A 19272-nucleotide genomic window follows, 5' to 3' on the forward strand; every position below is an offset into this window, starting at 1 on the left:
TGCTGTTCATCAAGCGCGGCATGGCGGCCGGCTATGCCGGCGTCGAGAACGAGCTGTTCTTCCGCGACAACACCATGATGCTCTTCGCCGACGCAAAGAAAATGGTCGAGGATATCGTCAAGAACCTGTAATAAGGTTCGAGTTTCGAAATAACGGCCGGGGGGCGACCTCCGGCCGTTTTCATTTGTCTGCGCAAATGACGCGGCTTGCTTAACCGGCTGTCAACCAACGTCGCCTAGCTTGCCCTCATGACGCGCGGCGTTTCCTGGTTTTTCGTAGCCCCGCTCGTCCTCCTGGGGCTTTCCGGTTGCAAGTTCGGGCTCGAGCAGCGCGAACCCTGGCGCTCGGAAGCAGAGGAACGGTGCCTGGCGGAGGGCCTCGTCAAGCCCTCCGCCTACACCATTCCCGTTCGCGAGGTCGACGGCGCCGGCACCTGCGGGATGGACCATCCCTTCAAGGTGCTCGCCTTCAATGACGGGGCCATCGAGCTGTCGCCCAAGGCGACGCTGGCCTGCCCGATCACCGCTTCGGTCGACCGCTGGATGCTCGAGGACATCCAGCCCGCCGCCATGGCCTGGTTCGGCCAGCCGGTGGCCAAGGTCAAGCAGCTCTCCTCCTATTCCTGCCGCAACATGAATGGCGGGCCCTCGGGCAAGATTTCCGAGCACGCCTTCGGCAACGCGCTCGACATCGGCGGCTTCGTGCTGGCGGACGGGCGCGAGATTTCGGTGAAGACCGGCTGGAAGGGCAGCACCGACGAGCGCGGCTTCCTGCGCACGGTGCAATATACCGGCTGCCAGCGCTTCTCGACCGTGCTCGGGCCCGGCTACAACATCTATCACTACGACCACATCCATGTGGACCTGATGCGGCGCACCTCTGGGCACCTGGCGTGCAACCCCAAGGTCGCGCTGCCGACGCCGCCGGCGCCGTTCAGCCCGCCGATCTACAAGGCGCCGCCCATGGTGAACCCGATCTACAAGGCACCGCCCGGGCAGGCGCCGTGGAACGCGCGTCCCATGGTCTCCGCGCCGCCGCCGGCGACGCCGGTCGTCGATACCGAGCCGGCTGAGGATGACGGCTACGCGCCTGCCAACGCCACCATCTTCTCCTCGGCGCCGATCTCCCGAACGCCGGTCGCTCCCGCGCCGGCCGCCGGGCGTCGTCCGCCGCCGCCCGGGCCCGAGACGGCGGGCGCGCCGGTGCCGCTCTCCGCGCCCGGGGCGCCGATGGTGCTGGCGCCGAACGCGCCCGCGCCGGCCTATGGCCACGGCGTCGACCCCGATTATCGCTCGCCGACGCCCGACTACGGCGCGCCGACCCCGCTCACGCCGCCGGCGGGTGCCCCTCCGCGGTCGGCCTATCCGGCACAGAGCGCGCCCTCGGCCTATCCCTCGCAGCCGGCGAGCGCCTATCCGGCGCCATCCTACCCGCCGCCCTCTGCCTATCCGCCGCCTTCCGCCTATCCGGCGCCGGCACGCGCCGCGCCGCCGGCAGGCTCGCGCCCGCCGAGTTCGCGCCCGCCGGGCATCCCGCTGCCGCCCGCATCGGTCCCGCTGGCGCAGTGGCTCGGCATCGACACCACCGCGACCGGCTCGATCGGCGGTGGCGGGGCGGGTCATGCGACCGGCAATGTGCGCTCCTTCACTGCGGAAAGGGCCTTCGCCAGCCCGATCCCCGCGCCCGAGGCCGAGGCCGGCGCGGACTGACCGCGCCTCAGTCGAGCAGCATGTCGAGGCCGCGCCGCACCCCGGTCCAGCCGCCCACCTTGCGCGCCGCCAGCAGCGTGCCGGCGACATAGGGTGCGGCGGAGGAGCCGGCGTCGTGGCGGATGGTCAGCCGCTCGTCCGGCGCGCCGAGGATGCTCTCGATGGCGAGCGAGAAGGAGGGCATGCGCACCGCGTGCACGCGCACCTCGTGGGCGCCGGTGCCGATCGCCCCGCCGCGCGTCTGCGGCAGGCCGACCACCGTGTCGACCGGGCGGCTGGTGGCGGGCCGGCGCACCTGCGCCAACGCCTCGGCGAGCTCGCGCCCGGTGCCCGAGGGCGCGTCCGGCTTGCCGGCCGAGGCGTATTCGATGATCTCCACATCGGCGACATATCTCGCCGCCTCCAGCGTGAAGCGCTTCATCAGCGTGGCGGTGATGGAGAAGTTGCCGGCGGCATGCAGGCCGACGCCCTTCGCGCGGGCGATCGCGTCGAGCCCGGCATAGTCGTCGGCGTCGAGGCCCGACGTGCCGACCACCACGGCGAGCCCGGCCTCGAGCGCGGCGGTTGCGTTCGCCTTCACCACGTCCGGCTTGGTGTAATCGATCAGCACGTCCGCCGGGACGGCGAGCGCCTCCTCCACCGTCGCGAAGACGGGCGCGCCGTCGATCTCGGTGCCGGCGGTGGCGCGGGAGACGGCGGCGACGAGCTCGAGATCCGGCGCGGCGGCGATGGCGGGCACGAGGGCGCGGCCGACCCAGCCGGTGGCGCCGGCGAGGATGATGCGAAGGGGCATGGGCATGGCTCCGGGCGGATGGATCAGGCGGCTTCGGGCCGGGCGGGGAGGGGGGGGAAGGGCTCGGCGGGCGTGAACGCCGCGCTGACCTCGCCGGCATAAACCTCGCCATTGGCGATGGTGAGCTTGCGCACCGGTGCGCCGGGCGCGAGGTCGAGCTTGGCGAGGTTGATCCAGAAGGCGCTCGGGCGCGTCGCCGAGTCGAAATAGTAGATCAGGTCCCGCTGGTTCGCGACGCTCCGCCAGATGGTCGAGGAGATGTTCGGCTGCTCGGGCGTGGTGATGCCCAGCGGCACGCTCACGGCCCGCTGGACGCTCATGACGCAGGCGACGGCCTGATGGGCGTAGGTGTGATCGGGCACGCCGGCGATATAGGCCTTGTCGAGGCTGCGCGGGATGGCGCCGAGGAGGAACGAGGCGCGGGCGAAGCGGTCGGCGGCGTTGTTGGTGCCGGGCAGGAAGGTGAGGCCGCCGATGCGCTGCCAGTAGGCGTTGAGCGCCACCTGCTGCTCATAGGGCGGCGAGTTGGTCATCACGACATAGTCGCGGCCGTGATGGATGACGAGTTCGCCCGCCAGATACTCGAAGATCGCCGAATCGCCGCTCGCGTCGGAGACCGACAGATGGAGCGTCGCCTCCGAGCCGTTGGGCAGCATGGGCGCGAGCAGGGTGAAAGGGTGGGCGGCGAGCGCCTCCACCGCCTCGGCGACGGTGGCGAAATTGTCGAGCACGTACTGGCCCCACAGCGCGATGCTGAGGAACGGGCCGGCGCCGGCCTGGGGGCCGTAGCTGGATTCGGCGAGGTAGAGGATGTTGGCGACGAGGCCCTTCTCATTCATGCCGTCCGTGGTGCCGGCCTCGTAGCCGCTGATCGTGACGCTGCCATAGCGCGAGGTCCAGGCGATGGACTGCGGCCCGGCCGCGCCGTCGCGCTTCATGCCGGCGGGAAACACCCACAGATTGGAGTACATGTCCTCCTTCCAATCCATGTTGCGTCCGGTAATGACGAGATCTTCCGTACCGACGTAGAGCGTGCGGGTGCACATGAGGCAGCTTCCTTCCGTCCGGGCCTGGGCGCCATCATCTATGGCACAGGCCGGACAGGAAACCTGCCTGGACGGAGAGTTCAAGATGCCAGCCGGCCTGTAAGCCGGGTTCTGTATGGCGGGATCGCTCCCGCGTGACGGCCATTCCTCTGGGACGCCGGTTACCCGGCGCCTCGAGCAGTCAACCCGGGCGGCTGTCCGGAGACAGGACCTGAGGCAGGACATCGCTGCCCGGCCCCGTGCCACCCCTATACGACTTTGCTCCCGGTGGGGTTTGCCGTGCCGCTTCCGTTGCCGGCCGCGCGGTGCGCTCTTACCGCACCGTTTCACCCTTGCCGCGGACGAATCCGAGGCGGTCTGTTCTCTGTGGCACTTTCCCTGGGGTCGCCCCCGCCGGACGTTATCCGGCACCGTGTCTCCGTGGAGCCCGGACTTTCCTCGGCGCCCCGAAGGGCGACGCGGCCGTCCGGCCGGCTGGCGGGGGAGCAATGGGGGAGAGCGGGCCCCGCGTCAAGTCGCGCCCCCCGCCGCCGACATTGCGCAGGGGCCTTCGTTCGGATCGTCGGGAGAGGCTGGTGAGGCCGCGCATGGGGGCCGGGGGCACGCGAGACCTGAGCCGGCCCGGCCGCCATGCGCGAAACGTGTCGGCGCGGGCGGCGCCGTGGCGGCTCAGTTGGCGGCCATGAGGGTGCGGGCCTTGGAGCAGTAGACGCGCGCGGCCGAGGACATGCGCCGGGCGCCGTGGCCGCCCTGGTAGCGCATCACGGTGCCGCAGGTGTCGCCGTCGGCGAGGCGGTAGGCGCCGGCGAGATAGCGCATGCCGAACTTGATGTTGGTGGCGGGCTCGTAGAGCGCGGCGCGCGAGCCGCGATAGCCGACGCCGCGCGCGGTCTGGTGCTTGATCTGCATGAGCCCGACCTCGCCGGCGCGGCCGGTCAGGTGGCTGTTCCAGTTGCTTTCGATGCGCACCACGGCGCGGGCGAGGGCGACCGGCACGCCATTGGCGCGCGCCTCGCTGTCGACGAGGTCGGCCAGCTTCTCGCGCGAGGTCTGTTTAGACGTGGTGGAGGAGGCGGGATTCTTGATGTTCGACTTGGCACTCGCGATGTTCGCGCCCGAGAGGGTGATGAACGCGACGGCGAGGGAAGCACAGGAGACGCGAAGAAAGCTCATTACCAGGATTTTGCCTTTGTGGGCTGAGGAAGATCGGCGGGGAAAATCCCCGAAAATCTGTCCCCAATGAGGCTCGAATCCTGCGCGGGCATGGCAATAGCCTGGGCGTGCGCGATTGTCGCGTTACCATCGAGTCACACTGTGGCGCAACCGCAACGTTTGCGAGCGAAACTTGCGCGTGTAGATGGCCCCGCGCAGCAATGCGTCGGAGGTGCCATCAATATAGGCATGCAAATGAATCAGGCGGACGGCGTGCCCTCGTCGGCCGGCCGTTCGGGCCGCGACATCGAGAGCCGATAGAGCGTCTGCAGCGTCGAGACATCGGCGATGCCATCGACGCGGGCGCGGCGGAAATGGCGCTGGAAGGCGCGCATCACCGCCTCGGTCTGCGCGCAGTAGCTGCCGGAGACCGGCACGTCATAGCCATAGAGCGCGAGCATGGCCTGCAGCGCCTCGACCGGCTGGCCGTGCTCGCCGCGCATGAAGAAGCGCCCGTCGCTCGGCGGCACCTCCTCGACCAGGTGGCCGACGCCGGCGCGGTGCAGCACCTCCCACGGAAACTTCTCGCCCGGGTCGTCCTTGCGCAGCGGCGCGACGTCGGAATGGGCGAGCACCCGGTCGGGCGGGATCGGCCGGCGCGAGAGGATGTCCTTGGCGAGCGCGGTGACGGCTTCGATCTGGATCGCGGGGAAGGGCGGGTAGCCGTGCGCGTGGCCGGGATTGGCGATCTCGATGCCGATCGAGCATGAATTTATGTCGCTCGCGCCCGCCCATCGCGCCGCCCCGGCATGCCAGGCCCGCCGCGCCTCCGGCACGAGCTGGGCGATGCGCCCGTCCTCGAACACGAGATAGTGCGCGGAGACCTGCCGCTCGGGCGAGCGCAGCCATTCGAGCGCCTCGCGCGTCGATTCCATGCCGGTGTAGTGCAGCACCAGCATGTCGGGCGCGCCGATGCCGATGCGCTCGCCGTGATTGGGCGAGGCCAGCACCTCGGCGGCGAGCGGCGAGTCGGCCGGGAAGTCGGGCGCGGAGGCGGCGGGCATCTCTTTCATGGCGCCAGCTAAGCGGGCGCCGATCGGGATTCAACCGATTCTTAAGGTTCATGCAGCGTTAATCGGCCATCACCGGCCGGATGGTTCGGTGCGTCGCGCGGTGCGGCGCCCGGGGTCCATTGGCAGCCGTTCCATTGACGCCCATCGTATCCCATGGTAACCCAAATTATTCCGTTGCAGTACCAAGTCGACAAGGTCAGCGGCGCCCACGCGGCGTCCGGTGCCGCGCGGCGTGCTGGCGGCGGATGGCGTAGCTGTGACGGGGCGTACCGGGCCGATGGATCGTTTCGTATCGACCTATGCGATGCGGCTGGATTCGAAGGGCCGGATGTCGGTACCCGCCGCCTTCCGGGCGCTGATCGCGCGCGATGGGCTGGAGCATCTCTACTGCCATCCGGCGCTGGACCTGCCGGCGCTGGAAGCGGGAGGGGCCCGGCTGATGGCGGGGATCGACAGCCTGGTCGAGCGCTTCCCGCCCTATTCGGAAGCGCGCGAGGAACTGGCGGGCGCGCTCTATGGGGCGATCGAGACCCTGAAGCTCGATCCCGAGGGGCGTGTGGTGCTGAGCGAGACGTTGAAGGCGCATGCGCATGTCAAGGACGAGGCCATGCTGGTCGGCCTCGGCGACCGATTTCGGATCTGGGAGCCGGAGCGCTTTCGGGCCCACCTCGCGGAGGCCACGGCGAAGGTGCGGACCTTGAAGCGGCAGCTCGGTTCCCGGAACGCGGGGGAAACCCGCGGCGAGGAGGCGTGATGGCGGGTCGCGGCGGTTCGGAGACGGACGCTGCCGGCGGACCGGCCCGCCATCTGCCCGTCCTGCTCGCGGAGGTGCTCTACTACCTCGCGCCGCGCGACGGCGGCGTCTATGTCGACGGCACCTTCGGCGCGGGCGGTTATACCCGCGCCATTCTCGAGGCGGCCGACACCCGCGTCATCGCCATCGATCGCGATCCCAACGCCATCCGCGACGGACAGGCGCTGGTGGGCGCGAGCGCCGGGCGGCTGACCCTGGCGCATGAGCGCTTCAGCCGGCTCGACGAGGTGGTGGAAGCCGAGGGCACGGGTCTCGTCGACGGGGTGGTGCTGGACATCGGGGTCTCCTCCATGCAGCTCGACGAGGGCGAGCGCGGCTTCTCCTTCCGCCGCGACGGGCCGCTCGACATGCGCATGTCGAGCGAAGGGCCGTCCGCCGCCGATCTGGTGGCGCGGCTCGCTGAGACCGACCTCGCCAATCTGATCTACCGCTTCGGCGAGGAGCGCCAGTCGCGCGCCATCGCTCGCGCCATCGTGGCCGCGCGGGCCCAGGCCCCCATCGAGCGCACGCTCCAGCTCGCCGAGATCATCGCCCGCGTGGTGCGCTCGAAGCCGCACGAGCCGCATCCGGCGACGCGCAGCTTCCAGGCGCTGCGCATCGCGGTGAACGACGAATTGGGCGAGCTCGCCCGCGCGCTGTCGGCGGCCGAGCGGGCGCTGAAGCCCGGCGGCCGGCTGGTGGTCGTCACCTTCCATTCGCTGGAAGACCGCATCGTGAAGAACTTCCTCGCCCATCGCGCCAAGGCGTCGGCCGGCTCGCGCCACATGCCCGCGCTGGACGGACCCGCCCCGAGCTTCCGGCTGGTGGCGCGCGGCGCCGTCGAGGCGGGAGACGAGGAGACGGCGCGAAATCCGCGCGCCCGCTCGGCCAAGCTGCGCGCGGCCGAGAGGACCGAGGCGCCGGCCCATCCGCCGGGCGACCTCGACCGCTTCCTGCCCCCGCTTCCCGCCGCCGACGCCCGCAGCCGCTGAGGTCGAGACATGTTCCGCATACTCAATGCCGTCTCGGTCATCGCCCTTCTCGCCGCGGCCGGCGCCGTCTACCAGGTGAAGTATTCGGCCGCGTTCGAGGCGCAGAAGATCGCCAAGCTGCGCGACGAGATCCACAAGGAGCGCGACCGCATCGCCGTGCTCAACGCCGAATGGGCGCGCCGCACCGCGCCGGACCGTATCCAGGCGCTGGCCGAGAACCATCTCGACATGCAGCCGCTCGACGTCGACCACATGGATCAGCTGGCGAGCCTGCCGGCCAAGCCCGAGAACAATTCCGACTCGCTCGGCGGCATGATCGAGGCGCTGGTGGACGGACCCACGCCCGCCCGCGCCGCGCCGGCCTCCGCCAAGCCGGTGCCCAAGCCCGCGCCCGCAACGTCCGGGCCGCGGCCGGCGCCGCTGCCCGGCGACGGGCCGCTGGCCGACGCCTCGGGCGACGACGACCCGCCCGGCGCGCCGCTGCCGCTGTCGGCCATGCCGGCGGCCGGCAACATGGCGCCGCCGCGCTCGCATTTCGTCGGCCCGCAGGGCGCGCTCGGTGCACCGCTCAATCCCGCCGCATCCCGGCCGCTCTTGCCTCCGGGCACGGTCGGACAGTAGCTCACGGAGGTCGCTTCTCATGGCCATGTCGTCTTCCTCCATCGCTGCGCATCTGAAGGCGGGGCTGGTCGCGTTGCCGGGCGTGCTGCTCCGCCTGCCGCTATACGTCGTGCGCCTGCTGGTCGGCCTCGTGCGCGCCGCCATCGGCCGCGGCCGGCCGGAGCCGCACGCGGTCGCGCGGGCGCGCATCGTGCTATGCATGCTGTTCTTCGCCTGCGCCTATGTCGCGATCGCCGGGCGCCTCGCCATGCTGGCCTCGGTGCCCGAGGGCACGATCGCGCGGCGCGGCCTCGCCGCCGACGCGGTAGCCTCCGCCCGGCCGGACATTCTCGACCGCAACGGGCTGGTGCTCGCCACCGACGTCAAGTCCGCCTCGCTCTATGGCGAGCCGCGCCGGCTGATCGACGTCGACGAGGCGGTCGAGGCGCTGACCGCCATCCTGCCGGACCTGAACGTGGACGAGCTGCGCGACCGGCTCTCCAGCAAGCGTGGCTTCGTCTGGCTGAAGCGCGATATCACCCCGCAGCAGCAGCGCGAGATCCACGCCCTCGGCCTGCCGGGCATCGGCTTCATGACCGAGAACCGCCGCGTCTATCCCGGCGGCACGCTCGGCGCCCATGTGCTCGGCTCGACCAACATCGACAACCAGGGCATCGCCGGCATCGAGAAGTGGATCGACACGCGCGGCCTCGCCGATCTCCACCTCGCCGGCTTTGCCTCCGACCGGCAGCAGGAGCCGGTCGAGCTCGCTCTGGACCTGCGCGTGCAGCACGTGCTGCGCGACGAGCTGTTCAATGCCAAGGAGAAGTTCAAGGCCATCGCGGCGGCGGGAACGGTGGTGGATGTGCGCACCGGCGAGATCATCGCCATGGCTTCGCTGCCCGACTTCGACGCCAACGACCCGGCCCGCTCGCTCGACCCGAAGAACCTCAACCGCCTGACGACCGGCGTGTTCGAGATGGGCTCGACCTTCAAGGCACTGACCTTCGCCATGGCGCTGGACAGCGGCAAGTTCACGCTCAACTCGACGCTGGACGCGCGCGGGGCGCTGCAGTTCGGCCGCTTCAGGATCCACGACTACCACGCCGAGAACCGCGTGCTGACGCTGCCGGAAGTGTTCATATATTCGTCGAACATCGGCACCGCGCGGATGGCGCTGGCGCTCGGCGTCGACGCGCACAAGGCGTTCCTGAAGAAGATGGGCCAGCTCGACCGGCTGCGCACCGAGCTGCCCGAGAGCGCGGCGCCGATCGTTCCCAAGCACTGGGGCGAGCTCAACACCGCCACCATCGCCTTCGGCCACGGCCTCGCGGTTGCCCCGATCCAGGTACTGATGGCCGAGAACGCGCTGGTGAACGGCGGTTGGCTCATTCCCCCGACGTTCCTCAAGCGCACGCCCGAGGAGGCGGCCAAGGTCGCGGTGCGGGTCATCAAGCCGGAAACCAGCGTCAAGATGCGCTATCTGATGCGCCTCAACGCGGTGAAGGGCTCGGGCAAGAAGGCCAACACGCCGGGCTATTTCGTCGGCGGCAAGACCGGCACGGCGGAAAAGGTGGTCAACGGCCGCTACTCGAAGACCAAGCTGCTCACCTCGTTCATCTCCGCCTTCCCGATGGACGATCCCCAGTACCTGGTGCTGGTGATGCTGGACGAGCCGAAGGCGGCCGAAGGCACCTATGGCTACGCCACCGCCGGCTGGAACGCGGCGCCGACCACGGGCAACATCGTCCAGCGCATCGCGCCGATGCTCGGCATCATGCCGCGCCCGGACCTGCCCTCGCCGGAGAGCATCCTGACCAGCTCCGCCAAGGTGGCGCAGGCGCAATAGGCCGGGCTGCCGATTTCCGGTGCGTCACGGGCCCGGAATCGGCTATTGCCATAGCCGGACGGACCTTCGGGCCCGCCGTGCTCCGTGCGAGCAGGACCACGAGGATGTCTGATCCGACCCTGTCGACGACCAAACGCCACCGGACCCTGACGCTTGGGGAAATGGTGGGAGCGGATGCCGACTACCAGGCGGCGGATCCGGCGATCGAGGTTGCCGATCCGGTGCTCGACAGCCGCAAGGCGCGCGCCGGCGACGTGTTCTTCGCCCTGGCCGGCTCGAAGGCGGACGGCATGGCCTTCGCCCGCGACGCGCTCGCGCGCGGGGCGGTGGCGGTCGTCGGCGAGGCCGAGCTCGACGGCATCGAGCCCGGCATCTCCTATGTCCGCGTCGGCAATGCGCGCCGGGCGGTGGCGCTCGCCGCCGCACGCGCCTTTCCCCATCAGCCCGAGACCATCGCCGCCGTCACCGGTACCTCGGGCAAGACCTCGGTCGCGGCCTTCGCGCGCCAGATCTGGCAGAAGCTCGGCCATGCCAGCGCCAGCCTCGGCACGCTCGGCGTGGTCGCGCCCTCGGGCGCGGTCTACGGCTCGCTGACGACGCCGGACCCGATCGCCCTCCACCGGACCCTGCACGATCTCGCCGGGCAGGGGGTGACGCATCTGTGCCTCGAAGCCTCCTCGCACGGGCTCGACCAGTACCGCCTCGACGGGGTGCGCCTGTCGGCCGGGGCCTTCACCAACCTGTCGCGCGACCATCTCGACTATCATCCGAGCATGGAGGCCTATCTCGACGCCAAGCTGCGGCTGTTCCGCGACCTGCTGCCGCGCGGCGGCGGGGCGGCGGTGTGGGTGGACACGACCGAGGGCAGCCATGTCGCCCAGATCGCGGCCGACCATGAGCTGAACGTGCTCGGCATCGGCGTCGCCGGGGCGGGCATCGCGCTGCTCGGCCGTCATGATGAGGGGCTCGGCCAGCGGCTCGAGGTCGAGGCCGACGGCGAGCGCTTCTCGCTCCGGCTGCCGCTCGTCGGCGCCTTCCAGGCCGCGAACGCGCTGATCGCGGCCGGCCTCGTCATGCTCACCGGCGCCTCGGCCGGGGAGGCGCTCGGCGCGCTGGAGACGCTTCAGGGCGTGCCGGGGCGGCTTGAGCTGGTCGGGGCGAAGGAGGGCGCCAGCGTTTTCGTCGACTACGCCCACAAGCCCGACGCGCTCGCCAACGCGCTCGACGCGCTCAGGCCCTATGTCTCCGACCGGCTGATCGTGGTGTTCGGCTGCGGCGGCGACCGCGACCGGGGCAAGCGTCCGCTGATGGGCGCGATCGCAGCCGACAAGGCGGACGTCGCGATCGTGACCGACGACAATCCGCGCAGCGAGGACCCCGCGCTGATCCGCGCCGAGATCCTCGCCGCCGCGCCCGGCGCGCGCGAGATCGGCGACCGGGCGGAGGCGATCCGTGCCGCCGTGGCGATGGCGCATTCCGGGGATGTCGTGCTAATCGCCGGCAAGGGCCACGAAACCGGCCAAATCATCGGCGACCGGACACTCCCCTTCTCCGACCGCGACGTCGCGGCGCACTGCCTGGGAGACTGAACGCGATGGCCGACGCCGAGCCGCTCTGGACGCCCGACGCGCTCGTGCACGCGACCGGCGGCACGCTCATCGGCACGCCCGGCGCGGCGATCGGCGGCATGTCGATCGATACCCGCACGCTCCAGCCCGGCGACGTGTTCGTCGCCCTGCGCGGCGACAACAGCGACGGCCACGCCTATGTCGGCGCGGCGGCCGGGCGCGGGGCGGCGCTCAGCATCGTCGAGCGCGCGCGGGTTCCCGACATGCCCCCCGAGGCGCCGCTGCTCGCGGTCGACGACGTGCTCGCCGCGCTGCAGGCGATCGGTCGCGCGGCCCGCGAGCGCACGCGGGCCCGGATCGTCGGCGTCACCGGCTCGGTCGGCAAGACGACCACCAAGGAGGCGCTGCTGCTGGCGCTCGGGGCGGACGGGCCGACCCATGCCTCAGCCGCTTCCTACAACAATCACTGGGGCGTGCCGCTGTCGCTGGCGCGCATGCCCGAGCGCAGCGCCTATGGCGTGTTCGAGCTTGGCATGAACCATTCCGGCGAGATCACGCCGCTGGTGGCGATGGTGCGCCCGCACATCGCGGTCATCACCACCATCGAGCCGGTCCACATCGCGCAGTTCCCCAATATCGAGGCCATCGCCGACGCCAAGGCGGAGATCTTCAGCGGCGTCGAGCCGGGCGGGGCGGCGGTGCTCAACCGCGACAACCCGCAGTTCGACCGGCTGGCCGAGGCGGCGCGGGCGGCGGGGATAGACACCGTGGTCGGCTTCGGCGAGGCGCTGAGCGCGCAGGTGCGCCTGCTGAGCGTGGCGCTGCAGCCGCAGAGCTCGACCGCCATCGCCGACGTGATGGGCGAGACGGTGAGCTTCAAGGTCGGGCTTCCCGGCCGGCATATCGTGCAGAACATGCTGGCGGTGCTCGCCGCCGCCAAGCTCGCCGGCGCGGATCTGTGCCTCGCCGCCATGGCGCTGGCCTCGCTCGGCCCGCCGCCGGGACGGGGCGTGCGCACCATGCTCGGCGTGCGCGGGGGCACCGCGACGCTGATCGACGAGAGCTACAACGCCAATCCGGCCTCGATGCGCGCCGCCCTCGCCGTGCTGGCCGGCTGCCCGGTGGCCGGGCGCGGGCGGCGCATCGCCGTGCTCGGCGACATGCTGGAACTCGGCCCCTCGGGCGAGGCGATGCACCGCGAGCTCGCCCCGTCGGCGGCGGGCGCCGATCTCGTCTTCTGCGCCGGCTCGCAGATGCGCGCGCTCTGGGAGGCGCTGCCGGAGAACCGGCGCGAGGCCTGGGCGCCGGACGCGCAGGCTCTGCTCCCCCTCGTCGCCGACCGCCTGCGGGGCGGCGACGTGCTGATGGTGAAGGGCTCGAACGGCAGCCGCATGGGCCCGCTCGCGCGTGCCCTGATCGAGCGGTTCCCCGCGCCCGAGGCGGCGCAGGCGGACGCCTCCGAATGATGCGGATGCGCCCCTTCACCCTTTCTCCGCCGGTCGCGCCGCGCTCCGCCCGCCGCCGCGCCGTGCGCCCGCGCATGTCCTCCCCGGAAGGTTGATCCGATGCTGCAATGGCTGGCCCAGTTCCAGGAGAGCCTCCCGGCCCTCAACGTGTTCCGCTACATCACCTTCCGGACCGGCGGTGCGATCATCACCGCGCTGCTCTTCGTGTTCATGTTCGGGCCGGCGATCATCGCTCTGCTGCGGCTGAAGCAGGGCAAGGGCCAGCCGATCCGCACCGACGGGCCGCAGTCGCACCTGCTCAGCAAGAAGGGCACGCCCACAATGGGCGGGCTGATGATCTTCTCAGGGCTGATGGTGGCGACGCTGCTGTGGGCGAACCTGTCCAACCCCTATGTCTGGGTGGTGCTGTTCGTGACCATCGGCTTCGGGCTGATCGGCTTCTATGACGACTATCTCAAGGTGACCAAGCAGACCCATGCCGGGCTGTCCGGGCGCACGCGGCTCGCCATCGAGGCGGTGATCGCCGGCTCGGCGGCGGTCATCATCATGCATGTGGGGCGCGAGCCGCTCTCCTCCTCGGTGGCGTTTCCCTTCTTCAAGGACCTGCTGCTCGACCTCGGCTGGTTCTTCGTCATCTTCGCCGCCTTCGTCATCGTCGCCGCCGGCAATGCGGTGAACCTGACCGACGGGCTCGACGGTCTCGCCATCGTGCCGGTGATGGTGGCGGCGGGCAGCTTCGGGCTGATCTCGTACCTGTCCGGCAACGTGCTGTTCGCGGACTATCTGCAGATCCACTACGTGGCCGGCGTCGGCGAGCTCGCGGTCATCTGCGGCGCGATCATCGGCGCGGGCATCGGCTTCCTGTGGTTCAACGCGCCGCCGGCGCAGATCTTCATGGGCGACACTGGCTCGCTGGCGCTGGGCGGCCTGCTCGGCACCATCGCGGTGGCGACCAAGCACGAGATCGTGCTGGCGGTGATCGGCGGACTGTTCGTGCTGGAGGCGGTGTCGGTGATCGTGCAGGTGATCTCCTTCAAGCTCACCGGCAAGCGCGTCTTCAAGATGGCGCCGATCCACCACCATTTCGAGCAGCTCGGCTGGACCGAGCCGCAGATCGTGATCCGGTTCTGGATCATCGCCGTGGTGCTGGCGCTGATCGGCCTCTCGACCCTGAAGCTGCGCTAAGGCGGCGCGGCGTCCGGGCGAAAACGTTCAGGGCAGCGCCATCACCTTCTTCACGTTGTTGGCGTGGACCTCCTCATAGGGCCCGAAATAGGTGAGGGTGCCCGTGGCGAGGTCGCCGGCGATGAAGGTCGACAGGTCCTGGTCGGCCAGCGACATGTCGGTGCGGGTGCGGATCAGCTTCCTTACATAGCGGATCGTGGCGTCGATCAGCTCCGGCCCGTAGCCGCCGGCGGCGATCGCGTCCGGCGCGCCGTGATTGGGCAGTATGTGCTGGTAGCCCCACCCCTTGACGCGCTGCAGCTCCTCGAGATGGGCGCCGAGCCGCTCGGGCTCGGCCACATAGGTGATCGGCTCCTCCAGCGTGTCGCCGGCGAGCATGATGCCCAGCTCCGGCAGCAGCAGGATCAGGCCGTCATGGCTGTGGATCTCGGCCGGCTCCAGCTCGACCTTCAGCGCGCCGACCTTCAGGCGGGTCGGGCCGGTGATCACGTGGTTGGGCATGACCAGCGGGCGGATCGGCGGATCGCCGCTCTCCAGCGCCGCGCGATGGGCGGCGAGGGCGCGCTCGGTGGCGGCAAGCGCAATGATCTCGCAATCGGCGAACACCTCGTTGCCGGCCACATGGTCGTCGTGCCAGTGGCTGAGCACGACCCGTATGGTGCGCACGCCCGCCTCCTCCAGCGTTCGGCGCATGGCGCGGGCATGGGCGAGCGAGATGTGTGTGTCGTAGACGATCGCGTCGGTGCCATCGACCACCGCGTAGACGCACACGCCGAGCGCATAAGCACCGTCGTCGAGCCAGTTCGGCGCCGCCGACCAGGCGCGTGCGCCCTCGATGCGGCCGTCATAGAAGGCGTAGAGGTTTGGATGCGGGCGCAGGACGCGCATCGTCGAGCCGAGGGGGAGCAGGGTGACGTGTGGCATGCGCAATCTCGTCAGCGTTCCACCGATCATTTCATTGGGCGTGGAAATGCGCTAGCCAATTGAACGGTCCTTCCGACCGCGTCCCGGTCCGCTCGAGATCCCCGTCACCGACATGATTCCCGTGAACACCCTGAACGATCGCGCCGTCGCCCTTTTCGGCCTCGGCGGCTCCGGCCTCGCGACGGCGCGCGCCCTGATGGCCGGCGGCGCGCGGGTGACGGCCTGGGACGATTCCCCCGCCTCGGTCGGGAAGGCGGCGGCCGAGGGCATCCCGACCGGCGATCTCAATACGGCCGACTGGAGCTCCTTCGCGGCGCTGGTGCTGGCGCCCGGCGTGCCGCTGACTAATCCCGAGCCGCACTGGACGGTGCGGCGCGCGCAGGCGACGGGGGTCGAGGTGATCGGCGACATCGAATTGTTCGTGCGCGAGCGCCGCCGCATCGGCCAGCCGGCGCCGATGGCGGCGATCACCGGCACCAACGGCAAGTCGACCACCACCGCGCTGCTCGCCCATCTGATGCGCGAAGGCGGCCGCGACGCGCAGATCGGCGGCAATTTCGGCCCTGCCATACTGGGGCTGGAGCCGCCCGCGCCCGGGCGGGTCTATGTCGTCGAATGCTCCTCCTACCAGATCGACCTGGCGCCGAGCCTCGACCCGACGGTGGGCATCCTGCTCAACCTGTCGCCGGACCATCTCGACCGGCACGGCACCATGGAGCACTACGCCGAGATCAAGGAGCGCCTGGTCGCCGGGGTCGGGGCCGGCGGGACGGCGGTGATCGGCGTCGACGACGCCTGGTGCCGGGCAATCGCCGAGCGCGTCGAGGCGGCGGGCACGCGTGTGGTGCGCATCTCCGTGCTCGGCCCGCTCGACGACGGCATCCATCTCGACGGGACCGATCTCGCGGTGATGGAGCGCGGGCGCCGCACCTTCACCCTGCCGCTCTCCGGCATCGGCTCGTTGCGCGGCGCCCATAACGCGCAGAACGCCGCCGCCGCCTTTGCCGCCGCCCATGCGCTCGGCCTCGCGCCCGAGACCATCGCCGCCGGCATGCGCAGCTTTCCCGGCCTCGCCCACCGCATGGAGCAGGTGCGCACCCTCGGCAGCGTGCTGTTCGTCAACGATTCCAAGGCGACCAATGCGGATGCGGCCGAGCGGGCGCTGGTCTCGTTCGAGGACATCTTCTGGATCGCCGGCGGCAAGCCGAAGGAGGGCGGCATCGTGCCGCTGAAGCCGCTGTTCCCGCGCGTGCGCAAGGCCTATCTGATCGGCGTCGCCGCGCCGGACTTCGCCGCAACGCTGGGCGAGGCGGTGCCGCACGAGATCTGCGGCACGCTCGACGTCGCGGTGGAGAGGGCGGCCCGCGACGCGGCGGCCTCCGGCCTGACCCACCCCGTGGTGCTGCTCTCGCCCGCCTGCGCGAGCTTCGACCAGTTCCGCAACTTCGAATTGCGCGGCGATGCGTTCCGTACGCTCGTTGAAGGTCTTCAGTTACCGCCAAAATAGCCGGCACTCGACCATATAGTGTGGAAGGAGTGGGAAACACGCATGGCAGACACCGCACCCCCGGCATGGATGGAATGGGTCAACGCGCCCCTTCTCCTTCTGGCGCCGGAAGCGGACAGGGTGCTGGCGTTGAACGGGGCGATGCGGCGGCTGCTCGCGGGTGACATCCCCGATTCCCAGCCGATGGCGCTGGAGCGGCTGATCGGGGCGGAGGCGGCCGCGCAGGTGACGCGGGCGGCGGCGCAGCACGGCGCTCCCGACACCAGCGCCGATGCCGGCGCTCCTGCGGCCGGTGCCCCGGCCGTCACCGCGCGTCTTCCCGGCCATCCGCGTGCGTTCCGGCTCGAACTCTCGCCCGTCGACGAGCCGCCGGGCCACTGGCTCGTCACTCTGTGCGGAGAGGTCGCCGGGAAGGAGGAGGGGAAGGCCATCTCCTCCATCTACGAGGACCTTCAGGCGGTGCTCGAATGGATGCCGGTCGGCATCGAGATCTACGACAAGGACGGCGACTGCGTCTTCACCAACACGCATGCGCAGCGCCTGTTCGGCTGGGAGAAGGACGAGCTGATCGACCTCGACGACTGGTGGGAGCATGCCTATCCCGACCCCGTCTACCGCGACGCGGCCATGAAGGCGTGGGACGAGGCGTTGGCCGCCTCCCAGGCGGACGGCGTCGCCGTGCCGATGAACGACTGGAAGGTCACCTGCAAGGACGGCACGCAGAAATTCGTCCATTTCCGCCTGCGCTGCATCGGCGACCATCCGGTGCTGGTCTATTGGGACGTCTCGCAGGAGCAGCAGGTGCAGGCCGAGCTGCGCCACCGGGCGGAGACCGACGAACTCACCGGCCTGCGCAACCGCCGCCGCTTCTTCGCCGACGCCAAGCTGGTGCTGGACACGGCGGCGGCGTGCGGGGACCCGGTCTCGGTGATGATGATCGACATCGACCACTTCAAGGTGGTGAACGACCTGCACGGCCATGCGGTGGGCGACGCGGTGCTGCGCGCCTTCGCCGAGCGCTGCCGCTCCGTGGTCGGCGATGGCGTTCTGGCGCGCCTGGGCGGCGAGGAGTTCGTGGCGCTGCTGACCGGCCTCAGCCAGGACAAGGCGGCCGAGCGCGCGGAGGAACTGCGCCGCTCGATCGAGACGCTGGCGATCTCGGCACAGGCCGAGCCGGTCGTGCTCACCGCCAGTATCGGCGTCGCCACCGCCGCCGCCCCGTTCGACATCGACGCGCTGCTGATGCGCGCGGACCAGGCGCTCTATGCGGCCAAGCGCGCCGGCCGTGACCGGGTTGCGCTCGACCGCGGGGCGATCGGCTCCGCCTGAGGCGTTGCCGGCCGGCGCATTAAGCTGACGTCAACCTTAACCACTCGATAGTCGGGAGAACGTTCTTCCGGAGTGGCGTAGATGATTTCGCGTGCCGAACGCACCATTGTCGGCGAGTGGTGGTGGACGATCGACCGGCTGCTGCTTGGCGCGCTGGCCGCACTTATGATCATCGGCATCGTGCTGGCGCTGGCCGCCAGCCCGCCGATCGCGGCCCGCCTCGGCATTCCCGATCCCTTCTATTTCGTGCACCGGCAGGTGATGTACCTGGTGCCGGCGCTGATCGTGCTGATCGCGACCTCGTTCCTGTCGCCGCGCAACATACGCCGCCTGTCGCTGGTGCTGTTCCTGGTCTTCCTCGGCCTCGTCTTCGCCACGCTGGTCATCGGCCCGGAGGTGAAGGGCGCGCGGCGCTGGCTGACCATTCTCGGCGTCACTGTGCAGCCCTCCGAATTCCTCAAGCCGAGCTTCGTCATCATCGCCGCCTGGCTGTTCTCGGAAAGCGTGCGGCGGCCGGAGATGCCGGGCCAGCTCCTCGCCATCGCGCTGCTGGGCATGGTGGTGACGCCGCTGGTGCTGCAGCCCGACTTCGGCCAGACCATGCTGGTCTCGCTGGTCTGGGGCAGCCTGTTCTTCCTCGCCGGGCTCAGGATGATCTGGGTGATCGGGCTCGGCGGCATCGGCGCGACGGGGCTGTTCATCGCCTATGCGACGGTGCCGCACGTCACCCAGCGCATCGACCGCTTCCTCGACCCGGATTCGGGCGACACCTACCAGATCGACCTCGCCATCGACAGCTTCATGAATGGCGGCTGGTTCGGGCAGGGGCCGGGCGAGGGCACCTTCAAGAAGGTGCTGCCGGACGGGCATACCGACTTCATCTTCGCCGTCGCCGGCGAGGAGTTCGGCGCCATCCTGTGCATGATGATCGCAGGCCTGTTCGCCTTCATCGTGCTGCGGGCGCTGTCGCGGGCGATGAACGACGAGGACCCGTTCGTGCGCTTCGCGGTGGCGGGGCTGTCGATCCTGTTCGGGCTCCAGTCCTGCATCAACATGATGGTCAACCTGCACATGATGCCGGCCAAGGGCATGACGCTGCCCTTCGTCTCCTATGGCGGCTCGTCGCTGCTCTCGCTGGCCTACGGCATGGGGATGCTGCTCGCGCTGACGCGCCGGCGCCCGCGGGTCTCGACGCTGGCCGAGCTGGAGCGGCTGGGCACCCGTCTCGGCACGCGCAAGGCCCCGGCAACCGGCGCGCCGCTGGCGCATCCGGGCTGAGGCGCGCC

General features: G+C 70.3%; 17 protein-coding genes and 1 other RNA gene. 12 read left to right on the top strand and 6 right to left on the bottom strand.

Annotated features, from left to right (window positions below):
• Positions 1-131, top strand: a 131-nt coding sequence (locus NVS83_RS15430; RefSeq protein ID WP_258733595.1) for an NAD(P)(+) transhydrogenase (Re/Si-specific) subunit beta, incomplete at its 5' end; no start/stop codon positions are given.
• A gap of 117 nt (positions 132-248) precedes the next feature.
• A complete protein-coding gene (locus NVS83_RS15435; RefSeq protein WP_258740128.1) occupies positions 249-1709 on the top strand; it encodes an extensin-like domain-containing protein in 1461 nt (486 codons plus the stop codon).
• 7 nt (positions 1710-1716) lie between these two features.
• Here NVS83_RS15435 and dapB read toward each other — a convergent pair whose 3' ends face one another.
• The 5 genes from dapB to NVS83_RS15460 form a co-directional block, all read right to left on the bottom strand.
• Entirely contained in the window at positions 1717-2502 is a 786-nt protein-coding gene (gene dapB / locus NVS83_RS15440; protein WP_258740129.1) for a 4-hydroxy-tetrahydrodipicolinate reductase, read from the bottom strand.
• Positions 2503-2525: 23 nt separating this feature from the next.
• Entirely contained in the window at positions 2526-3548 is a 1023-nt protein-coding gene (locus tag NVS83_RS15445) for a linear amide C-N hydrolase (RefSeq protein ID WP_258740130.1), read from the bottom strand.
• An 84-nt stretch (positions 3549-3632) separates the two neighbouring features.
• Positions 3633-4026, bottom strand: an RNA gene (rnpB, locus tag NVS83_RS15450) — RNase P RNA component class A.
• Between the two features lie 191 nt (positions 4027-4217).
• Positions 4218-4721: a lytic transglycosylase domain-containing protein gene (locus NVS83_RS15455; protein ID WP_258740131.1), complete on the bottom strand. Its 504-nt coding sequence runs from the start codon at positions 4719-4721 to the stop codon at positions 4218-4220.
• 239 nt (positions 4722-4960) lie between these two features.
• Positions 4961-5773 (bottom strand): N-acetylmuramoyl-L-alanine amidase, encoded by an 813-nt coding sequence (locus NVS83_RS15460; protein WP_374115073.1) that lies wholly within the window; start codon positions 5771-5773, stop codon positions 4961-4963.
• Between the two features lie 277 nt (positions 5774-6050).
• Between NVS83_RS15460 and NVS83_RS15465 the strand changes: the two genes are divergently transcribed.
• The 7 genes from NVS83_RS15465 (at position 6051) to mraY (ending at position 14226) form a co-directional block, all read left to right on the top strand.
• Positions 6051-6527: a division/cell wall cluster transcriptional repressor MraZ gene (locus NVS83_RS15465; RefSeq protein ID WP_258740390.1), complete on the top strand. Its 477-nt coding sequence runs from the start codon at positions 6051-6053 to the stop codon at positions 6525-6527.
• On the top strand, positions 6527-7558 hold the full coding sequence (gene rsmH / locus NVS83_RS15470; protein ID WP_258740133.1) for a 16S rRNA (cytosine(1402)-N(4))-methyltransferase RsmH: 1032 nt from the start codon (positions 6527-6529) through the stop codon (positions 7556-7558). The genes NVS83_RS15465 and rsmH overlap by 1 nt, the downstream gene beginning before the upstream one ends.
• A gap of 9 nt (positions 7559-7567) precedes the next feature.
• Complete coding sequence (gene ftsL, locus NVS83_RS15475) at positions 7568-8179, top strand: cell division protein FtsL (RefSeq protein WP_258740134.1); 612 nt, start codon at positions 7568-7570, stop codon at positions 8177-8179.
• Between the two features lie 19 nt (positions 8180-8198).
• On the top strand, positions 8199-10007 hold the full coding sequence (locus NVS83_RS15480; protein WP_258740135.1) for a peptidoglycan D,D-transpeptidase FtsI family protein: 1809 nt from the start codon (positions 8199-8201) through the stop codon (positions 10005-10007).
• Between the two features lie 161 nt (positions 10008-10168).
• Positions 10169-11596 carry a UDP-N-acetylmuramoyl-L-alanyl-D-glutamate--2,6-diaminopimelate ligase gene (locus tag NVS83_RS15485; protein ID WP_258740391.1) on the top strand — a complete coding sequence of 476 codons (1428 nt, stop codon included), beginning with the start codon at positions 10169-10171 and terminating at the stop codon, positions 11594-11596.
• A gap of 5 nt (positions 11597-11601) precedes the next feature.
• Entirely contained in the window at positions 11602-13041 is a 1440-nt protein-coding gene (locus NVS83_RS15490) for a UDP-N-acetylmuramoylalanyl-D-glutamyl-2,6-diaminopimelate--D-alanyl-D-alanine ligase (RefSeq protein WP_258740136.1), read from the top strand.
• Positions 13042-13140: 99 nt separating this feature from the next.
• Positions 13141-14226 carry a phospho-N-acetylmuramoyl-pentapeptide-transferase gene (gene mraY / locus NVS83_RS15495; RefSeq protein ID WP_258734653.1) on the top strand — a complete coding sequence of 362 codons (1086 nt, stop codon included), beginning with the start codon at positions 13141-13143 and terminating at the stop codon, positions 14224-14226.
• A 27-nt stretch (positions 14227-14253) separates the two neighbouring features.
• Here mraY and NVS83_RS15500 read toward each other — a convergent pair whose 3' ends face one another.
• The gene (locus NVS83_RS15500; RefSeq protein WP_258740137.1) at positions 14254-15150 is read right to left on the bottom strand and encodes an MBL fold metallo-hydrolase; all 897 of its coding nucleotides are present in this window, start codon (positions 15148-15150) and stop codon (positions 14254-14256) included.
• A 112-nt stretch (positions 15151-15262) separates the two neighbouring features.
• On the opposite strand from NVS83_RS15500, the gene murD reads away from it, so the two are divergent.
• From murD to ftsW, 3 genes are all read left to right on the top strand, one after another.
• Entirely contained in the window at positions 15263-16657 is a 1395-nt protein-coding gene (gene murD / locus NVS83_RS15505; protein WP_258740138.1) for a UDP-N-acetylmuramoyl-L-alanine--D-glutamate ligase, read from the top strand.
• A 42-nt stretch (positions 16658-16699) separates the two neighbouring features.
• The gene (locus NVS83_RS15510) at positions 16700-17986 is read left to right on the top strand and encodes a sensor domain-containing diguanylate cyclase (RefSeq protein ID WP_258740139.1); all 1287 of its coding nucleotides are present in this window, start codon (positions 16700-16702) and stop codon (positions 17984-17986) included.
• Positions 17987-18067: 81 nt separating this feature from the next.
• The gene (ftsW, locus tag NVS83_RS15515) at positions 18068-19264 is read left to right on the top strand and encodes a putative lipid II flippase FtsW (RefSeq protein WP_258734657.1); all 1197 of its coding nucleotides are present in this window, start codon (positions 18068-18070) and stop codon (positions 19262-19264) included.
• The last annotated feature ends 8 nt before the right edge of the window (positions 19265-19272 follow it).

Origin of the sequence: Ancylobacter mangrovi (assembly GCF_024752335.1) — a bacterium.
Taxonomy (GTDB): Bacteria; Pseudomonadota; Alphaproteobacteria; order Rhizobiales; family Xanthobacteraceae; genus Ancylobacter; species Ancylobacter mangrovi.

Bases quoted from the DNA above. Each gene is read 5' to 3' on its own strand.
- NVS83_RS15435 (WP_258740128.1), top strand. From the start codon at position 249: ATGACGCGCGGCGTTTCCTGGTTTTTCGTAGCCCCGCTCGTCCTCCTG.
- dapB (WP_258740129.1), bottom strand. From the start codon at position 2,502: ATGCCCCTTCGCATCATCCTCGCCGGCGCCACCGGCTGGGTCGGCCGC.
- NVS83_RS15445 (WP_258740130.1), bottom strand. From the start codon at position 3,548: ATGTGCACCCGCACGCTCTACGTCGGTACGGAAGATCTCGTCATTACC.
- NVS83_RS15455 (WP_258740131.1), bottom strand. From the start codon at position 4,721: ATGAGCTTTCTTCGCGTCTCCTGTGCTTCCCTCGCCGTCGCGTTCATC.
- NVS83_RS15460 (WP_374115073.1), bottom strand. From the start codon at position 5,773: ATGAAAGAGATGCCCGCCGCCTCCGCGCCCGACTTCCCGGCCGACTCG.
- NVS83_RS15465 (WP_258740390.1), top strand. From the start codon at position 6,051: ATGGATCGTTTCGTATCGACCTATGCGATGCGGCTGGATTCGAAGGGC.
- rsmH (WP_258740133.1), top strand. From the start codon at position 6,527: ATGGCGGGTCGCGGCGGTTCGGAGACGGACGCTGCCGGCGGACCGGCC.
- ftsL (WP_258740134.1), top strand. From the start codon at position 7,568: ATGTTCCGCATACTCAATGCCGTCTCGGTCATCGCCCTTCTCGCCGCG.
- NVS83_RS15480 (WP_258740135.1), top strand. From the start codon at position 8,199: ATGGCCATGTCGTCTTCCTCCATCGCTGCGCATCTGAAGGCGGGGCTG.
- NVS83_RS15485 (WP_258740391.1), top strand. From the start codon at position 10,169: ATGGTGGGAGCGGATGCCGACTACCAGGCGGCGGATCCGGCGATCGAG.
- NVS83_RS15490 (WP_258740136.1), top strand. From the start codon at position 11,602: ATGGCCGACGCCGAGCCGCTCTGGACGCCCGACGCGCTCGTGCACGCG.
- mraY (WP_258734653.1), top strand. From the start codon at position 13,141: ATGCTGCAATGGCTGGCCCAGTTCCAGGAGAGCCTCCCGGCCCTCAAC.
- NVS83_RS15500 (WP_258740137.1), bottom strand. From the start codon at position 15,150: ATGCCACACGTCACCCTGCTCCCCCTCGGCTCGACGATGCGCGTCCTG.
- murD (WP_258740138.1), top strand. From the start codon at position 15,263: ATGATTCCCGTGAACACCCTGAACGATCGCGCCGTCGCCCTTTTCGGC.
- NVS83_RS15510 (WP_258740139.1), top strand. From the start codon at position 16,700: ATGGCAGACACCGCACCCCCGGCATGGATGGAATGGGTCAACGCGCCC.
- ftsW (WP_258734657.1), top strand. From the start codon at position 18,068: ATGATTTCGCGTGCCGAACGCACCATTGTCGGCGAGTGGTGGTGGACG.